Genomic DNA, 13,512 nt, shown 5'->3' with positions numbered 1-13,512 from the left:
CGGTCGGCGCGCCTTGCCAAGCCCGAGGTCTGGCAATAGGGTGCGCCGCGACACGGAACCGGGCGGCCCAGCCGCCCAAGACGGGGACAAAATCTCATGTTCGCAACGCCTGCCTTCGCGCAAGCCGCCGGTGGCGGCGCCGCCGGCGCCTTCGGCTCTTTCATCCCGCTGATCCTGATCTTTGCCATCATGTATTTCCTGCTGATCCGTCCGCAGCAGAAAAAGATGAAAGAGCATAAGGCGATGGTCTCAGCGCTGCGCCGCGGCGACCAGATCGTCACGCAGGGCGGGCTGATCGGCAAGGTGTCGAAGGTCAAGGATGAGGAAGAGGTCGAGGTCGAGCTTGCCGAGGGCGTCAAGGTGCGCGTCGTGCGCCAGACCATCGCCCAGGTTCTGAACAAGACCGAACCCGCCGAGAAAGCCTGAGCCCAAACATGCTGAGCATTCCCCTCTGGAACCGGGTGGTCATCTGGGCGCTGGTCGCGTTCGGCCTGCTCTTCGCGATGCCCAACGCCTTCTATTCCCGAGTCGAGGGGCATAACGATGCGGTCAAGGCGATCGAGGCGCAGGCCTCCACGCCCGAACTGGAGGCCGCCAGGGGGGCCTGGCCCGACTGGCTGCCGGCGACCATCGTCAACCTCGGGCTCGACCTCAGGGGCGGCGCGCATCTCTTGGCCGAGGTGCAGGTCTCCGACGTCTATGCCGACCGGATGGACGGGCTCTGGCCCGAGGTGCGCGATGCGCTGCGCGACGAGCGTGCCACGGTCGGCACGATCCGCCGGATGCCCTCGGCACCCGATGCGTTGCGGGTGCGGATCTCGCAGCCCGAGGGGATGGATGCCGCGCTGCGCGCGGTGCGCGACCTGGCCCGCCCGGTGACGACGCTGACCGGCGTCGGCAGCGCCGATATCGAGGTCGCGTCCGACGGCGACGAGGTGGTGGTGCGCCTCAGCGAGGCCGAAAAGCTGGCCACCGACAGCCGCACGGTGCAGCAGTCGCTGGAAATCATCCGCCGCCGGGTCGACGAGGTGGGCACGCGCGAGCCCAACATCCAGCGCCAGGCCGAGGACCGGATCCTGATCCAGGTGCCGGGCATCGGTTCGGCCGCCGAGTTGAAAGAGCTGATCGGCACCACCGCCCGGCTGACCTTTCACCCGGTCGTGAGCCGCACCGAAGACCCCGACCAGGAGCCGGGGCTGAGAAACGTGCTCTACCCCTCGATGGAGGACCAGGGCGTCTACTACATCCTCGAGCAGACCGCCGTGGTAAGCGGTGAGGATCTGACCGACGCCCAGCCCGCCTTCGACCAGAACGGCAGGCCCTCGGTCACCTTCCGGTTCAACCCCTCGGGCGGGCGGCAATTCGGCACCTACACGTCCGAGAACGTGGGCTCGCCCTTCGCCATCGTGCTGGACGGCGAGGTCATATCGGCCCCGGTCATCCAGGAGCCGATCCTGGGCGGCTCGGGCCAGATCACCGGCAATTTCACCGTCGAGGAATCGACGCAGCTTGCCATCCTGCTGCGCGCCGGCGCGCTGCCGGCCGAGCTGACCTTTCTCGAAGAACGCACCATCGGGCCCGAACTGGGCGCCGACAGCATTGCCGCGGGCAAGGTGGCCAGCATCGTGGCCTTTACCGCGGTGCTGGTCTTCATGGGGCTGAGCTATGGCCTGTTCGGCATCTTCGCCAATGTGGCGCTCTTGCTGAATGTCGGGCTGATCTTCGGGCTGTTGTCGGCCATCGGCGCCACGCTGACCCTGCCGGGCATCGCGGGCATCGTTCTGACCATCGGCATGGCGGTCGACGCCAATGTGCTGGTCTTTGAACGCATCCGCGAGGAGCTGAAGACCGCCAAGGGGCCGGCGCGCGCCATCGAGCTGGGCTATGAAAAGGCGCTGTCGGCCATTCTCGACGCCAACATCACCACCTTCATCACCGCGTCGATCCTGTTCATGCTGGGCTCCGGCCCGGTGCGGGGCTTTGCAATCACGCTGGGTCTGGGCATCCTCACCTCGGTCTTCACCGCCATCTACGTGACGCGGCTGATGATCGTGATGTGGCTGGAACGCCGCCGCCCGCGCACCATAACCGTCTGAGGGAAAGCCCATGCGACTGAAACTGGTTCCCTCCGAAACCAACTGGCAGTTCTTCCGCGGCTCGAAGATGACCTTCGGCGCGTCGCTGGTTGCGATGGTGCTGTCACTGCTGCTCTTCGCGATCCTGGGGCTGAATTTCGGCATCGACTTCCGCGGCGGCACCACGATCCGCACCGAAAGCACCCAGGCGGTGGACGTGGCCGCCTATCGCGACGCGCTGGCGCCGCTGGGGCTGGGCGACGTGTCGATCACCGAGGTGTTCGACCCCGCGTTCGGGGCCGACCAGAACGTGGCGCAGGTGCGCATCCAGGCCCAGGAAGGGCAGGAAAGCGTGACACCCGAGGTGATCAACGCGGTCGAGGCGGCGCTGCAAGAGGTCGATCCGACGATCACCTTCCCCTCGGTTGAAAGCGTGGGCCCCAAGGTCTCGGGCGAGCTGGTGCGCACGGCGATCCTGGCAGTCGGTCTCGCGATCGCGGCGGTGCTGGTCTATATCTGGCTACGCTTCGAATGGCAGTTCAGCCTCGGCGCGGTGGCTGCGCTGGTGCATGACGTGGTGCTGACCATCGGCATCTTCGCGGCGCTCCAGATCAAGTTCGACCTTGCGATCATCGCGGCGCTGCTGACCATCGTGGGCTATAGTCTGAACGACACCGTGGTCGTCTTCGACCGGGTGCGCGAGAACCTGCGCCGCTACAAGAAGATGGACCTCAAAGAGGTGCTGAACCTGTCGATAAACGAAACGCTCAGCCGGACGGTGATGACCTCGTTCACAACGCTGCTGGCGCTGATCTCGCTTTTCGTCCTCGGCGGCGACGTGATCCGCGGTTTCGTGTTTGCGATGATCTGGGGCGTGATCGTGGGCACCTATTCGTCGGTCTTCGTCGCTTCGAACATCTTGCTGATGCTGGGCGTCAAGCGGGACTGGTCGAAATCGGGCGACGGCGGCGCGGGCACGCAATTCGCCAATGTCGATGCCTGAGGCGCTGGGGGCGGCGCTGGCTGCCCCCGGACTTGCCTGGCTGATCCTCGTCTTTCTCGCGGGCGGCCTCGTGCGCGGGTTCACCGGTTTCGGCACGGCGCTGATCGTGATGCCCGTGGCCGGCCGTTTCCTGCCGCCGGCCGAGGCGATCGTCCTGCTGACCGTTTCGGGCATGCTGACATGGCTGGCCATCGTGCCGCGCGCCTGGGCCGAGGCCGACCGGCGCGAGGTGGGCGTACTGGCCGCTGGCGCGGTCATGGCCGCGCCGCTGGGCGTGTGGCTGTTGAGCGTGCTGGACCCCGCGCCGGTGCGCTGGGTGGTCGCCGTGGCCGCGACGGTGACGCTGGCCGCGCTGGTGTCGGGCTGGCGGTATCGCGGCCGGGTGGCGTGGCCGGGGCTGGGCGGTGTCGGCGCCTCGGCGGGCGTGCTGGGCGGGCTGACGGGGCTGACCGGGCCGCCGGTGGTGCTGTTCTACCTCGCCGGGCCGGGCCGCGCGGCGCAGGTCAGGGCCAACACGATCCTGTTTCTCGCGATCCTCGATATCGGCATCGTGGCCAACCTCTTGGCGCGCGACATGGTGACGGGCCGGGCGCTGGGCCTCGGTGCGCTGCTGGCGCTGCCTTACGTGGCGACGATCCTGATCGGCCAGCGGCTGTTCACGCCTGAGCGCGAGGGGTTTTATCGCGCCGCCGCCTATGGGATCATCGGTGCCGCGATCCTGAGCGGGCTGCCGCTGTTCGATTAGGGGGGCGACATGCGCCTGAAAGAGATCCGATATCCCGACGGTTTGCCGGTGGACGGCTACGGCCCCGGGTTCTTTCGCATCGCGGGCGAGCTGTGCGAAGGGCCGGTGCTGATCGCCGCGGGCGCGCTGGTGCCCTGGGCGGGGTTGGAGGACGAGACGCCGTTGACGGCGCTGGCAGGGCGGGTCGATCTGGTGCTGGTGGGCACCGGCGACGTGATCGCGCCGCTGCCGAACCGCTTGCAGGCGCGGCTGGAGGCGGACGGGCTGGGGGTCGAGATCATGGCCAGCCCCTCGGCCGCGCGTACCTACAACGTGCTGCTGTCGGAGGGCCGGCACGTCGCCGTGGCGCTCTTGCCGGTAACGCGGGCGGGCCGGTGAGCGCGGCGCCTTTCGGGTATTTCGACCAAGAAGAAGCGGCGGGGTTTTCCCGCTTTCGGCCTATTGGTCTTTGGGTTATGCGGTGATCCCATGGAATTGGCGGTGAGCGATCTGGCCTGCGCGCGGGGTGGGGTGCCCGTGCTGGAGGGGGTGAATTTCACCCTCGCCGGCGGCGAGGCGTTGTTGCTGCGCGGGCCCAACGGGATCGGCAAGACGACGCTGTTGCGCACGCTGGCGGGGCTGCAGCCGGCGCTGGCCGGCAGCGTGTCGGTGCCGCCCGAGGCGATGGCCTATGCCGCCCATGCGGACGGGCTGAAGGCGACGCTGAGCGTGGCCGAGAACCTGCGGTTCTGGGCCCGTATCTTCGGCACGTCGGGGATCGACGCCGCGCTGGAAGGTTTCAACCTGGTCGAGCTGGCCGACCGGCAGGCGCATAACCTGTCGGCCGGGCAGAAGCGGCGGCTGGGGCTGGCGCGGCTCTTGGTGACCGGGCGGCCGATCTGGGTGCTGGACGAGCCGACCGTGTCGCTCGACCTGGCCTCGGTGGCGCTTTTCGGCGACGCGGTGCGGCGGCATCTGGACGGCGGCGGCGCGGCGCTGATCGCCACCCATATCGACCTGGGGTTCACGGCACGGGAGCTGGACGTGACCGCGTTCCGCGCCGCGCCGCGCAGGCTGGACGCGTTCGACGAGGCTTTTGCATGATCGCGCTGCTGGTCCGCGACCTGACGCTGGCGATCCGGGCCGGGGGCGGGTTCGGGCTCGGGCTCGCCTTTTTCCTGATCGTCGTGGTGCTGGTGCCCTTTGGCGTGGGCCCCGAAGGCGAGATCCTGTCGGCCATCGCGCCGGGCATCCTGTGGGTGGGCGCGCTCTTGTCCTGCCTGTTGTCGCTCGACCGGATCTTCGCCCTCGATTTCGAGGACGGATCGCTGGACTTGCTGGCCACCGCGCCGATCCCGCTGGAGGCGGTGGTGGCGATGAAGGCGGTGGCGCATTGGCTGACCACGGGCCTGCCGCTGACGCTGGCCGCGCCAGTGCTGGGCCTTTTGATGAACCTCGATCCGGCGGGGTACAGCTGGCTGGTGGCGAGCCTGGCGCTGGGCACGCCGGCGCTGAGCATGATCGGGGCGTTCGGCGCGGCGCTGACCGTGGGGCTGAAGCGGGGCGGGCTTTTGTTGTCGCTGCTGGTGCTGCCGCTCTACGTGCCGACGCTGATCTTCGGGGCCGAGACCGTGGGGCGCGGGGCGGACGGGATGGCGACGGCGACGCCGATGCTGATGCTGGCCGGCATCACCCTGGCCACGCTGGCGCTGTTGCCCTTTGCGGCGGCTGCGGCAATCCGTATCAACCTGCGCTGAGCACCTCACGCGCTATTCAATTGAGAAGCATACCTTAGGCTTATAGGAAATCTTCATGTCGCTCTGGGAATACGCCAATCCGCAGAAATTCACGCGCACGGCGTCGGCGCTCTTGCCCTATGTCGGCGGGCTTGCGGCGCTTTGCCTGGCCGTCGGCCTCGGATGGGGCTTTTTCCTGACGCCGGAGGCCGCGAATTTCGGCTCGACGGTCAAGATCATCTACATTCACGTGCCCGCCGCGCTGATGGCGATCAATGCCTGGCTGATGATGCTGGTGGCAAGCCTGATCTGGCTGGTGCGCCGGCACCATGTCAGTGCCCTGGCGGCACGCGCCGCCGCGCCCATCGGGCTGACCATGACGCTGATCGCGCTGGTCACCGGCGCGATCTGGGGCGAGCCGATGTGGGGCACCTACTGGGCCTGGGATCCGCGGCTGACCTCTTTCCTGATCCTGTTCCTGTTCTACCTCGGCTATATCGCGCTCTGGGAGGCGATCGAGAACCCCGACGCGGCGGCCGACCTGACCAGCGTGCTGTGCCTCGTGGGCTCGGTCTTTGCGGTGCTCAGCCGCTACGCGGTCAATTTCTGGAACCAGGGCCTGCACCAGGGCGCCTCTCTGAGCCTGGACAAGGAAGAGAACGTGGCCGATGTGTATTACCAGCCGCTTTTGTTGTGCATCGCGGGCTTCGTGCTGCTCTTCGTCGCGCTGGTGCTGTTGCGCACGCGCACCGAGATCCGCGCGCGCCGGCTGAAGGCGCTGATCGCGCGGGAGCGGATGGGATGATGCCGGAACTTGGGAAATACGCCGCCGCGGTGCTGTCGTCCTACGGCATCTCGCTGGTATTGATGATCGGGCTGGTCGTGCTGTCGCTGATGCGTGGCGCGCGGGTCCGCAGGCAGTTGGACGAGGTGGAGGCGCGCAGGAAGGCCGATGGCTGAGCAACGCAAGATATCATGGCTGATGCTGCTGCCGCCGCTGATCTTCGGGGCGCTGGCACTGCTGTTCTATATCGGGGTCACCCGCGACGACCCGAACGCGCTGCCCTCGACCCGCGCGGGGCAGCCGGCGCCGCCGGTTGCGCTGGTGCAGTTGGGCGAGGGCGCGCCGTTCACCGATGACACGCTGCGCGAGGGCGGGGTCAAGCTGGTGAACTACTGGGCCAGCTGGTGCGCGCCCTGCCGGGCCGAGCACCCGATCCTCGAGGCGCTGGCCGAAGAGGGCGTGGCGATCTACGGGATCAACTACAAGGACGAGCCCGCCAAGGCGCTGCGCTTTCTGTCCGAGCTGGGCAATCCCTTTGCCGCGATGGGCGCCGATCCGGCGGGCCGCACGGCGATCGAGTGGGGGGTGTACGGCGTGCCGGAGACCTATGTCATCGACGCCGAGGGCACGATCCTGATGCGCCATGCCGGGCCGCTGACAGAGCGCATCGTCGCGGACAAGCTGCGCCCGGCACTCGATGCGGCGGCGGCGCGTTAGTTCGCGCCTGCGACAAGCAGAATCAACGCTCCAAACGCGAGAAACTCGAAGAGCGGCATACAAACGGGGATATGTGGGATACGCTGTTTCATGAACCCAGCATAATCCAAAACGCCCTGATTTGGACGATTCTTTAAACGGAATGCCAGAAACGAAATGTTTCCCGAGGCCGTTTCCGGCCGTTTTCGCGGGGCAATCTCGGGGGCCGGGCGGCACTGTTGCCCGACCATGAAAAGCGCCACATTTCCGCCGGCGGCAGGTCCCACAAAGGCGCGCGAAAAACCTGTATCGCGCCGCGAATGAGGCAGGCGGCGATTCGCTGCTGCTTCATGTCGCATTTCGCGGCTCATGGAGGCGCGTGCCTGACGTATCGGGGGGGATGGCCCCGCCGCGGCCCGACGGCCGGCGGCGGGGCAGGGGCGCGGCCGCTCAGGCGGCCTTGGCCAGGTTGCGCAGCACGTAGTGCAGCACACCGCCATGTTCGACGTATTCCTTCTCGATGGCGGTATCGATCCGGCATTTCAGCGTGATGGTCTTTTCGCTGCCATCGGCATAGCCGATGGTGCAGGGCACTTCGGCCCCGGGCTTCAGATCGCCCTCAAGCCCGGCGATCGAGAATGCCTCGTCGCCCTTCAGGCCCAACGACGAGCGGGTGTCGCCGGTGAACTCGAACGGGATCACGCCCATGCCCACGAGGTTGGAGCGGTGGATGCGTTCGAAGCTTTCGGCGATGACCGCCTTGACGCCCAGAAGCGCGGTGCCTTTGGCCGCCCAGTCGCGCGACGAGCCGGCGCCGTATTGCTCGCCACCGATCACCACCAGCGGCACCCCGGCCTCCTGCCAGGCCATGGCGGCCTCGAAGATCGAGGTCTGCTGGCCGTCCGGGCCCAGGGTATAGCCGCCCTCGACCCCGTCCAGCATCTCGTTGCGGATGCGGATGTTGGCGAAGGTGCCGCGCATCATCACCTCGTGGTTGCCGCGCCGCGAACCGTAGGAGTTGAAGTCGCGCACGGCGACCTGGCGCTCGGTCAGGTAGCGGCCGGCCGGCGTGGTGTCCTTGAAGCTGCCGGCGGGGCTGATGTGGTCGGTCGTGACCATGTCGCCGAGGATGGCCAGTGCCCGCGCGCCTTCCAGATCGGCGATCGTGCCGGGCTCGGTGTCCATGCCCTGGAAATAGGGCGGGTTCTGCACGTAGGTCGAACTCGCGGGCCAGTCGTAGGTCTCGTTCTCGGTGGTCTCGACCGACTGCCACTTCTCGTCGCCCTTGAAGACGTCGGCGTATTTCGACCTGAACGCCTCGCGGGTCACGGTGCTTTCGACCAAGTCGGCGATTTCCTTCTGGCTCGGCCAGATGTCCTTGAGATAGACCGCGTTGCCGTCCTTGTCGGTGCCGATGGGGTCGTGGGCGACGTTGATGTTCAAGTCGCCGGCGATCGCGTAGACCACGACCAGCGGCGGGCTGGCCAGGTAGTTGGCGCGCACGTCGGGGCTGATCCGGCCCTCGAAGTTACGGTTGCCCGACAGAACGCTCGTGGCGATCAGGTCGTTGTCGTGGATCGCCTTGGAGATCTCCGGCGCCAGCGGGCCCGAGTTGCCGATGCAGGTGGTGCAGCCATAGCCCACCAGGTTGAAGCCCAGCGCGTCTAGATCCTCTTGCAGGTTCGCCGCCTCCAGGTATTCGCTGACCACCTGGCTGCCGGGCGCGAGCGAGGTCTTGACCCAGGGCTTGGAGGTCAGGCCCAGCGCACGCGCCTTGCGCGCCACCAGCCCGGCGCCGATCATCACGTAGGGGTTCGAGGTGTTGGTGCAGGAAGTGATCGAGGCGATCACCACCGCGCCGTCGCGGAGGGTGTAATCGGCGCCCTCCACCTTGGCCGATTTGCGCGGGTCCACCAGCGCGTCGGGGACGGGGCCCTCAGAGGCCATCGCGGCGGCGTCGATGCTCTCGTCCTCGCCGCGGTACTCGGCCACGACGTTGAAAAAGCTGTCGGCCGCCCGGTCGAGCGGGGTGTGGTCCTGCGGGCGCTTGGGGCCCGCGATCGCCGGCACCACCGTGCCCATGTCCAGCTCCAGCGTGTCGGTATAGACCGGGTCGTAATCGGGCCCGCGCCACAGGCCGTTTTCCTTGGCATAGGCCTCGACCAGTGCGATACGGCCCTCGTCGCGGCCGGTCTGGCGCATGTAGCGCAACGTCTCGTCGTCGATGGGGAAAAAGCCGCAGGTGGCGCCGTATTCGGGGGCCATGTTGGCGAGGGTCGCCCGGTCAGCCAGCGGCAGGTGGTCCAGCCCGTCGCCGTAGAATTCGACGAACTTGCCGACCACGCCCTTCTGGCGCAGCATCTGCACGACCTTCAGCACGAGGTCGGTGGCGGTGGTGCCCTCGACCATCGCGCCGGTCAGCCTGAAGCCCACCACCTCGGGAATCAGCATCGACACCGGCTGGCCCAGCATCGCGGCCTCGGCCTCGATGCCGCCCACGCCCCAGCCCAGCACGCCCAGACCGTTGACCATGGTGGTGTGGCTGTCGGTGCCGACCAGTGTGTCGGGGTAGGCCACCGTCTCGCCATTCTGGTCCTCGTCGGTCCAGACCGTCTGGGCCAGGTATTCCAGGTTCACCTGGTGGCAGATGCCGGTCCCCGGCGGGACCACGCGGAAATTGGCGAAGGCCTTCTGGCCCCATTTCAGGAAGGTGTAGCGCTCGATGTTGCGCTCATACTCGCGGTCGACATTCATCTGGAAGGCGCGCGGGTTGCCGAACTCGTCGATCATCACGGAGTGGTCGATCACCAGGTCGACCGGGTTCAGCGGGTTGATCTTTTGCGCGTCGCCCCCCAGCGCCACGATGCCGTCGCGCATCGCGGCCAGGTCGACGACCGCCGGCACGCCGGTGAAGTCCTGCATCAGGACGCGGGCCGGGCGATAGGCGATCTCGCGGGCGGTCTTGCCGCCCTGCGCGGCCCAGTCCGAAAAGGCGCGGATGTCGTCGAGGCTGACGGTCTTGCCGTCCTCGAAGCGCAGGAGGTTTTCCAGCACCACCTTGAGCGCGGCGGGCAAGCGGGTGAAATCGCCCAACCCGGCGGCCTCGGCGGCGGGAATCGAGTAATAGGCGACGCTCGCGCCCCCGGCGGTAAGCGTCTTGCGCGTATTGGCGCTGTCCTGTCCGACTGTGATGGGCATGGCGGACCTCCGTCATTGATGCGTGGCAGGTTTCACGCTGCTCTTGCCCCATCGGACGGCGTCGATCAAGAGGGCTGCGCACATTTGTATACAATCGTGCACAAGGGCCGGGGCGCCACATCGCGGAAAATCTCGATTCCTTGATTGGCGCGGAGCGGGGGGGTGGGCTAGGACAACGGTAAGAAAACGCAGGGGAAGGGAGATTTATGCCTCGCATCGTCCGCGCGGTCACGTTGATCTGGATCGCCCTTTACGGCGTCGCCCAGGCCGAGGACAGACCGGTCATTATCGAACTGTTCACCTCGCAGGGCTGTTCTTCCTGTCCGCCGGTTGATGCCATGGTGGCAGAGTTGGCCAAGCGCGACGACGTGATTCCTCTGGCGCTGCATGTCGATTATTGGGATTACATCGGCTGGAAGGACGTCTTTGCCCAACCCGGTTTCACCCGCCGCCAAAAGGCCTATGCCCGCGCCGCCCACACCCGCTCGATCTACACGCCGCAAATCGTGGTCGGCGGGGTGGATCACGTGGTGGGCTACCGGCCGATGGACGTGGCGCAGCTGATCGAGGCGCATCGCGACGCGGCAAGCCCGGTATCGCTGAGCATCGTCCGTGACGGGGACGACGTGGTGATTACCGCGAACTCGACCGAGACCTTCGCCGAGGACGCGGTCTTGCAGGTGGTGCGCTACATCCCCGAGCGCGTGGTCGATATCGGCCGGGGCGAGAATGCGGGGCGCACCCTGCGCTACACCAACATCGTCGATGCCTGGAAGGCCGTCGCGCGCTGGGACGGCGCGGCGCCGCTGGTGGTCACGCTCGAGGCAGACGGGGAACATCCCGTCGTCGCCATCGTGCAAAAGTCCGGCCCGGGTCAGATCCTCGCAGCCGCCCGCGTGCGCTGAGCGGCCTGCCGCTCGGGCTTCCAGCGGCGGTGGATCCACAGCCACTGATCCATGTGCGCGCGCACCTGCGCCTCAAGACTGTCGTTCAGCGCCTGTGTCATGGTCTCGGGGTCGGTATGGGCGATGGGCGCTTCGGCCACGATGTCGAAGTTGAGGCCGTCGGGCCGGCGGATGCCGTAGATCGGCACCACCAGCGCGTCGTATTTCAGCGCCATCTCGGCGGCTGACAGCGCGGTTGGCGCGGTCTTGCCAAAAAAGGTCATTGGCGCGCCCTGGCGCATGTACTGGTCGATCACGATGCCCAGCATTCCGCCGCCGCGCAGAAAGCGGATCATGTCGGCGAGGCCCTGCCGCCCGCGCGGAAAGACCGGCGTGCCGATGCGCGAGATTGCGCGCACGTAATGGGCGTTGAAATAGCCGTTGCGCATCGGGTTGTAGAGCCCACCGACGCGATAGCCGCGGGCGATCAGCGCCGCGCGCGGCGCGTCGTAATTGCCGAAATGGCCCGTGACCAGCAGCACCGGGCGGCCCTGCGCGTGCGCTTGCTCCAATGCCTTGGCGCCCGGCCCCTTGACCGGCTCGTCCGCGACGCGGGCGGCGAAGGCGGGGCCGGAATAGATCTCGATCAGCGCGCGGCCGAAATTGGCGGGCACGGCGCGCACCAGCCGCGCCACCTCGGGATCGGGCAGGTCGGGGCAGGCATGGGCGAGATTGGCGCGCACGCGGCGGCCGTAGCCCGCCAGCGGCGCCACGAGGCGCGACACCGCCCAACCGGCAAAGGGAACCCGCCAGCGATAGGGCAGCGCCAGCGCCGCGCCCAGCACGGCGCGGGCGGCGAGGTTTTGGATGAATTCGCGGGGGCCCGTCCGCGGATCGGCCATGGCGCTGCCTGTCGGTTTGCGGCGGCGCGGGGCCGCCTGCGTGCGGCAAGAGATACGCGCCGCGCCGCGCGACCACAAGCCGGGGCCGGGCTATCGCCCGGCCGCGGCGCCCTCGGACAGCACGATATCGCCCGCCTCGGCCTGCTCGCGCAGGCTGGTGACGAGGCGCAGCATCGCATCCTCTGCGACGCGGGGCTTGACCGGGCCACGCTCTTCGATCTCTTCGCGCAGCTGGTCGGCCAGCCGGTGCGAAAGGTTCGACAGGATGAACCCGGCAGCGGCCTTGCTGTCGTCGCGGCCGGCGAGCGCGCCCGACAGCGCCGTGACCAGCACCTCTTGCGGCACGTTGCGCGCCAGCATCGGCACGTCGCGCGGCGACAGGCGGTCGGGGATATGCTCGAAGGTGAAGATCGCCCGGCGCACGCGTTCGGCCAGTGCCGAATCCGCGGCGTCGAGCCCGGCCAGCAGCTCTTCTCTGGTCAGCGCCTGGGCGACGTTGAGAATGGCGCCCATCCGCTCCTCCGGCGGCTCGGTGAAGGCCGGGCGCGGCGCGGCGTCCAGCGCTTCGGACAGGGCCGCGCCGATCCGGGCCACCGTGTCGGGGCCGATCTGGCTGGTGCGCGAGACGGCCAGCGCGATCTGCCGCGCCCGCGCCCCGGGCAGACGCCCCAGAATCGCCGCGGCCTTGGGGTGGGAGAGTTTCGACAGGACGACGGCGGCCACCTCGGCGCCCTCCGCGTCGATCAGCGCGACCAACTCGGCCTCGTCCAGCCCGGCGATCCGTTTCCAGGGGTCGCACGCGCCGCCCTCGCCGCGCAGATCGGCGGCGGCGCGCGCGCTGATCTGCCCTTCCAGCAGGTTTAGTGCGCCGTCCACGCCGCCGGGAAAGGCCAGCCCGCCGTCCTCGATCCGGTCGGCGAACTCGGCCACCACCCGCTCGAGCGTGGCGCCGTCGACAAAGCGGGTCTGGGCCATCTCGCGCGCCAGCCGCGCCTGCAACGCCTCGGGCAGCGTGTCGATGGGCAATGTCACGCCCTCGCCAAGGGCGAGCCGCACGATGACCGCGGCCTTGCGCGCGGGCGGCAGGGCGGGCAGGGCGTCGGGCGGGGGCTGCATCGGCGGGCTCCGGGCTGTGGCTCGGCCCGACCATCCGGCCCCGGGGTTAAGCCGCGCTTAGCGCCGGCGCCCCCGGACAAAAAAAGCGGCGGACCCGACGGGCCGCCGCAAGGCTGAATGAGGGTCGTACGCGGGCCTAGCTGGTCGCCTGGTCCACGCAGGTGCCATTGGTGGCATCGAAGGTCTGGCCCTCGGCACACTGGTTGGCATTCATCTTCTTTTCCCAGCCGCAGCCACCGGCCAGCGCCAAGGTCGGTGCAAGCGCCAGGATCAGCGCCGAAACGATCGTCTTCGCGGACATGAGGTCATCTCCCTGTTTGCGATGGGCCACAAGGTAGCACGAATTGGAGCCATTCCAAATGCGCTTGTGCGGCATCCGCCGGGACCGACCCCC

Annotated in this window: 16 protein-coding genes; 11 read left to right on the top strand and 5 right to left on the bottom strand. The window is 68.0% G+C overall.

What is annotated here, in order from left to right:
- Positions 1 to 96 precede the first annotated feature (96 nt).
- From yajC to Ga0609869_RS13505, 10 genes are all read left to right on the top strand, one after another.
- Positions 97 to 426 (top strand): preprotein translocase subunit YajC, encoded by a 330-nt coding sequence (gene yajC, locus Ga0609869_RS13550; protein ID WP_125404962.1) that lies wholly within the window; start codon positions 97 to 99, stop codon positions 424 to 426.
- Between the two features lie 8 nt (positions 427 to 434).
- Complete coding sequence (gene secD / locus Ga0609869_RS13545; protein WP_125404964.1) at positions 435 to 2,096, top strand: protein translocase subunit SecD; 1,662 nt, start codon at positions 435 to 437, stop codon at positions 2,094 to 2,096.
- Between the two features lie 10 nt (positions 2,097 to 2,106).
- Positions 2,107 to 3,078 carry a protein translocase subunit SecF gene (gene secF / locus Ga0609869_RS13540; RefSeq protein ID WP_125404967.1) on the top strand — a complete coding sequence of 324 codons (972 nt, stop codon included), beginning with the start codon at positions 2,107 to 2,109 and terminating at the stop codon, positions 3,076 to 3,078.
- Positions 3,071 to 3,823 carry a sulfite exporter TauE/SafE family protein gene (locus Ga0609869_RS13535; protein WP_125404970.1) on the top strand — a complete coding sequence of 251 codons (753 nt, stop codon included), beginning with the start codon at positions 3,071 to 3,073 and terminating at the stop codon, positions 3,821 to 3,823. Before secF ends, Ga0609869_RS13535 begins: the two co-directional genes overlap by 8 nt.
- A 9-nt stretch (positions 3,824 to 3,832) precedes the next feature.
- Complete coding sequence (locus tag Ga0609869_RS13530) at positions 3,833 to 4,201, top strand: Mth938-like domain-containing protein (RefSeq protein WP_125404973.1); 369 nt, start codon at positions 3,833 to 3,835, stop codon at positions 4,199 to 4,201.
- Positions 4,202 to 4,291: 90 nt separating this feature from the next.
- Positions 4,292 to 4,906 carry a heme ABC exporter ATP-binding protein CcmA gene (ccmA, locus tag Ga0609869_RS13525; protein ID WP_125404976.1) on the top strand — a complete coding sequence of 205 codons (615 nt, stop codon included), beginning with the start codon at positions 4,292 to 4,294 and terminating at the stop codon, positions 4,904 to 4,906.
- On the top strand, positions 4,903 to 5,559 hold the full coding sequence (gene ccmB / locus Ga0609869_RS13520) for a heme exporter protein CcmB (protein WP_125404979.1): 657 nt from the start codon (positions 4,903 to 4,905) through the stop codon (positions 5,557 to 5,559). Before ccmA ends, ccmB begins: the two co-directional genes overlap by 4 nt.
- A 55-nt stretch (positions 5,560 to 5,614) precedes the next feature.
- Entirely contained in the window at positions 5,615 to 6,343 is a 729-nt protein-coding gene (locus Ga0609869_RS13515; protein WP_170168812.1) for a heme ABC transporter permease, read from the top strand.
- Positions 6,340 to 6,498, top strand: coding sequence for a heme exporter protein CcmD (gene ccmD / locus Ga0609869_RS13510; protein WP_211336802.1), 159 nt, complete (start codon positions 6,340 to 6,342; stop codon positions 6,496 to 6,498). The genes Ga0609869_RS13515 and ccmD overlap by 4 nt, the downstream gene beginning before the upstream one ends.
- Positions 6,491 to 7,039 (top strand): DsbE family thiol:disulfide interchange protein, encoded by a 549-nt coding sequence (locus Ga0609869_RS13505; RefSeq protein WP_245972255.1) that lies wholly within the window; start codon positions 6,491 to 6,493, stop codon positions 7,037 to 7,039. The genes ccmD and Ga0609869_RS13505 overlap by 8 nt, the downstream gene beginning before the upstream one ends.
- Here the strand turns inward: Ga0609869_RS13505 and Ga0609869_RS13500 are convergent.
- Together Ga0609869_RS13500 and acnA are read right to left on the bottom strand one after the other, a co-directional pair.
- A complete protein-coding gene (locus Ga0609869_RS13500; protein ID WP_125404984.1) occupies positions 7,036 to 7,389 on the bottom strand; it encodes a hypothetical protein in 354 nt (117 codons plus the stop codon). The genes Ga0609869_RS13505 and Ga0609869_RS13500 overlap by 4 nt on opposite strands.
- Positions 7,390 to 7,468: 79 nt before the next feature.
- Positions 7,469 to 10,216 carry an aconitate hydratase AcnA gene (gene acnA, locus Ga0609869_RS13495; RefSeq protein WP_125404988.1) on the bottom strand — a complete coding sequence of 916 codons (2,748 nt, stop codon included), beginning with the start codon at positions 10,214 to 10,216 and terminating at the stop codon, positions 7,469 to 7,471.
- Positions 10,217 to 10,422: 206 nt separating this feature from the next.
- Between acnA and Ga0609869_RS13490 the strand changes: the two genes are divergently transcribed.
- Entirely contained in the window at positions 10,423 to 11,121 is a 699-nt protein-coding gene (locus tag Ga0609869_RS13490; protein ID WP_125404990.1) for a DUF1223 domain-containing protein, read from the top strand.
- On the opposite strand, the gene Ga0609869_RS13485 is transcribed toward Ga0609869_RS13490, so the two are convergent.
- The 3 genes from Ga0609869_RS13485 to Ga0609869_RS13475 form a co-directional block, all read right to left on the bottom strand.
- Positions 11,091 to 12,002 carry a lysophospholipid acyltransferase family protein gene (locus tag Ga0609869_RS13485; RefSeq protein WP_125404993.1) on the bottom strand — a complete coding sequence of 304 codons (912 nt, stop codon included), beginning with the start codon at positions 12,000 to 12,002 and terminating at the stop codon, positions 11,091 to 11,093. The two genes, Ga0609869_RS13490 and Ga0609869_RS13485, sit on opposite strands and share 31 nt — an antisense overlap.
- A gap of 90 nt (positions 12,003 to 12,092) precedes the next feature.
- Positions 12,093 to 13,118, bottom strand: a complete 1,026-nt coding sequence (locus Ga0609869_RS13480; RefSeq protein WP_125404995.1) for a FliG C-terminal domain-containing protein — start codon at positions 13,116 to 13,118, stop codon at positions 12,093 to 12,095.
- 136 nt (positions 13,119 to 13,254) lie between these two features.
- Positions 13,255 to 13,419 (bottom strand): hypothetical protein, encoded by a 165-nt coding sequence (locus Ga0609869_RS13475; protein ID WP_170168813.1) that lies wholly within the window; start codon positions 13,417 to 13,419, stop codon positions 13,255 to 13,257.
- Between the last annotated feature and the right edge of the window lie 93 nt (positions 13,420 to 13,512).

Origin of the sequence: Rhodovulum iodosum (assembly GCF_041020385.1) — a bacterium.
Classification (GTDB): Bacteria; Pseudomonadota; Alphaproteobacteria; order Rhodobacterales; family Rhodobacteraceae; genus Rhodovulum; species Rhodovulum iodosum.
This window is presented reverse-complemented; position numbering and strand designations above follow the sequence as displayed.

What these genes read in the sequence shown, in the direction of transcription:
- yajC (WP_125404962.1), top strand. Translation starts at nt 97, where the DNA reads ATGTTCGCAACGCCTGCCTTCGCGCAAGCCGCCGGTGGCGGCGCCGCC.
- secD (WP_125404964.1), top strand. Translation starts at nt 435, where the DNA reads ATGCTGAGCATTCCCCTCTGGAACCGGGTGGTCATCTGGGCGCTGGTC.
- secF (WP_125404967.1), top strand. Translation starts at nt 2,107, where the DNA reads ATGCGACTGAAACTGGTTCCCTCCGAAACCAACTGGCAGTTCTTCCGC.
- Ga0609869_RS13535 (WP_125404970.1), top strand. Translation starts at nt 3,071, where the DNA reads ATGCCTGAGGCGCTGGGGGCGGCGCTGGCTGCCCCCGGACTTGCCTGG.
- Ga0609869_RS13530 (WP_125404973.1), top strand. Translation starts at nt 3,833, where the DNA reads ATGCGCCTGAAAGAGATCCGATATCCCGACGGTTTGCCGGTGGACGGC.
- ccmA (WP_125404976.1), top strand. Translation starts at nt 4,292, where the DNA reads ATGGAATTGGCGGTGAGCGATCTGGCCTGCGCGCGGGGTGGGGTGCCC.
- ccmB (WP_125404979.1), top strand. Translation starts at nt 4,903, where the DNA reads ATGATCGCGCTGCTGGTCCGCGACCTGACGCTGGCGATCCGGGCCGGG.
- Ga0609869_RS13515 (WP_170168812.1), top strand. Translation starts at nt 5,615, where the DNA reads ATGTCGCTCTGGGAATACGCCAATCCGCAGAAATTCACGCGCACGGCG.
- ccmD (WP_211336802.1), top strand. Translation starts at nt 6,340, where the DNA reads ATGATGCCGGAACTTGGGAAATACGCCGCCGCGGTGCTGTCGTCCTAC.
- Ga0609869_RS13505 (WP_245972255.1), top strand. Translation starts at nt 6,491, where the DNA reads ATGGCTGAGCAACGCAAGATATCATGGCTGATGCTGCTGCCGCCGCTG.
- Ga0609869_RS13500 (WP_125404984.1), bottom strand. Translation starts at nt 7,389, where the DNA reads ATGAGCCGCGAAATGCGACATGAAGCAGCAGCGAATCGCCGCCTGCCT.
- acnA (WP_125404988.1), bottom strand. Translation starts at nt 10,216, where the DNA reads ATGCCCATCACAGTCGGACAGGACAGCGCCAATACGCGCAAGACGCTT.
- Ga0609869_RS13490 (WP_125404990.1), top strand. Translation starts at nt 10,423, where the DNA reads ATGCCTCGCATCGTCCGCGCGGTCACGTTGATCTGGATCGCCCTTTAC.
- Ga0609869_RS13485 (WP_125404993.1), bottom strand. Translation starts at nt 12,002, where the DNA reads ATGGCCGATCCGCGGACGGGCCCCCGCGAATTCATCCAAAACCTCGCC.
- Ga0609869_RS13480 (WP_125404995.1), bottom strand. Translation starts at nt 13,118, where the DNA reads ATGCAGCCCCCGCCCGACGCCCTGCCCGCCCTGCCGCCCGCGCGCAAG.
- Ga0609869_RS13475 (WP_170168813.1), bottom strand. Translation starts at nt 13,419, where the DNA reads ATGTCCGCGAAGACGATCGTTTCGGCGCTGATCCTGGCGCTTGCACCG.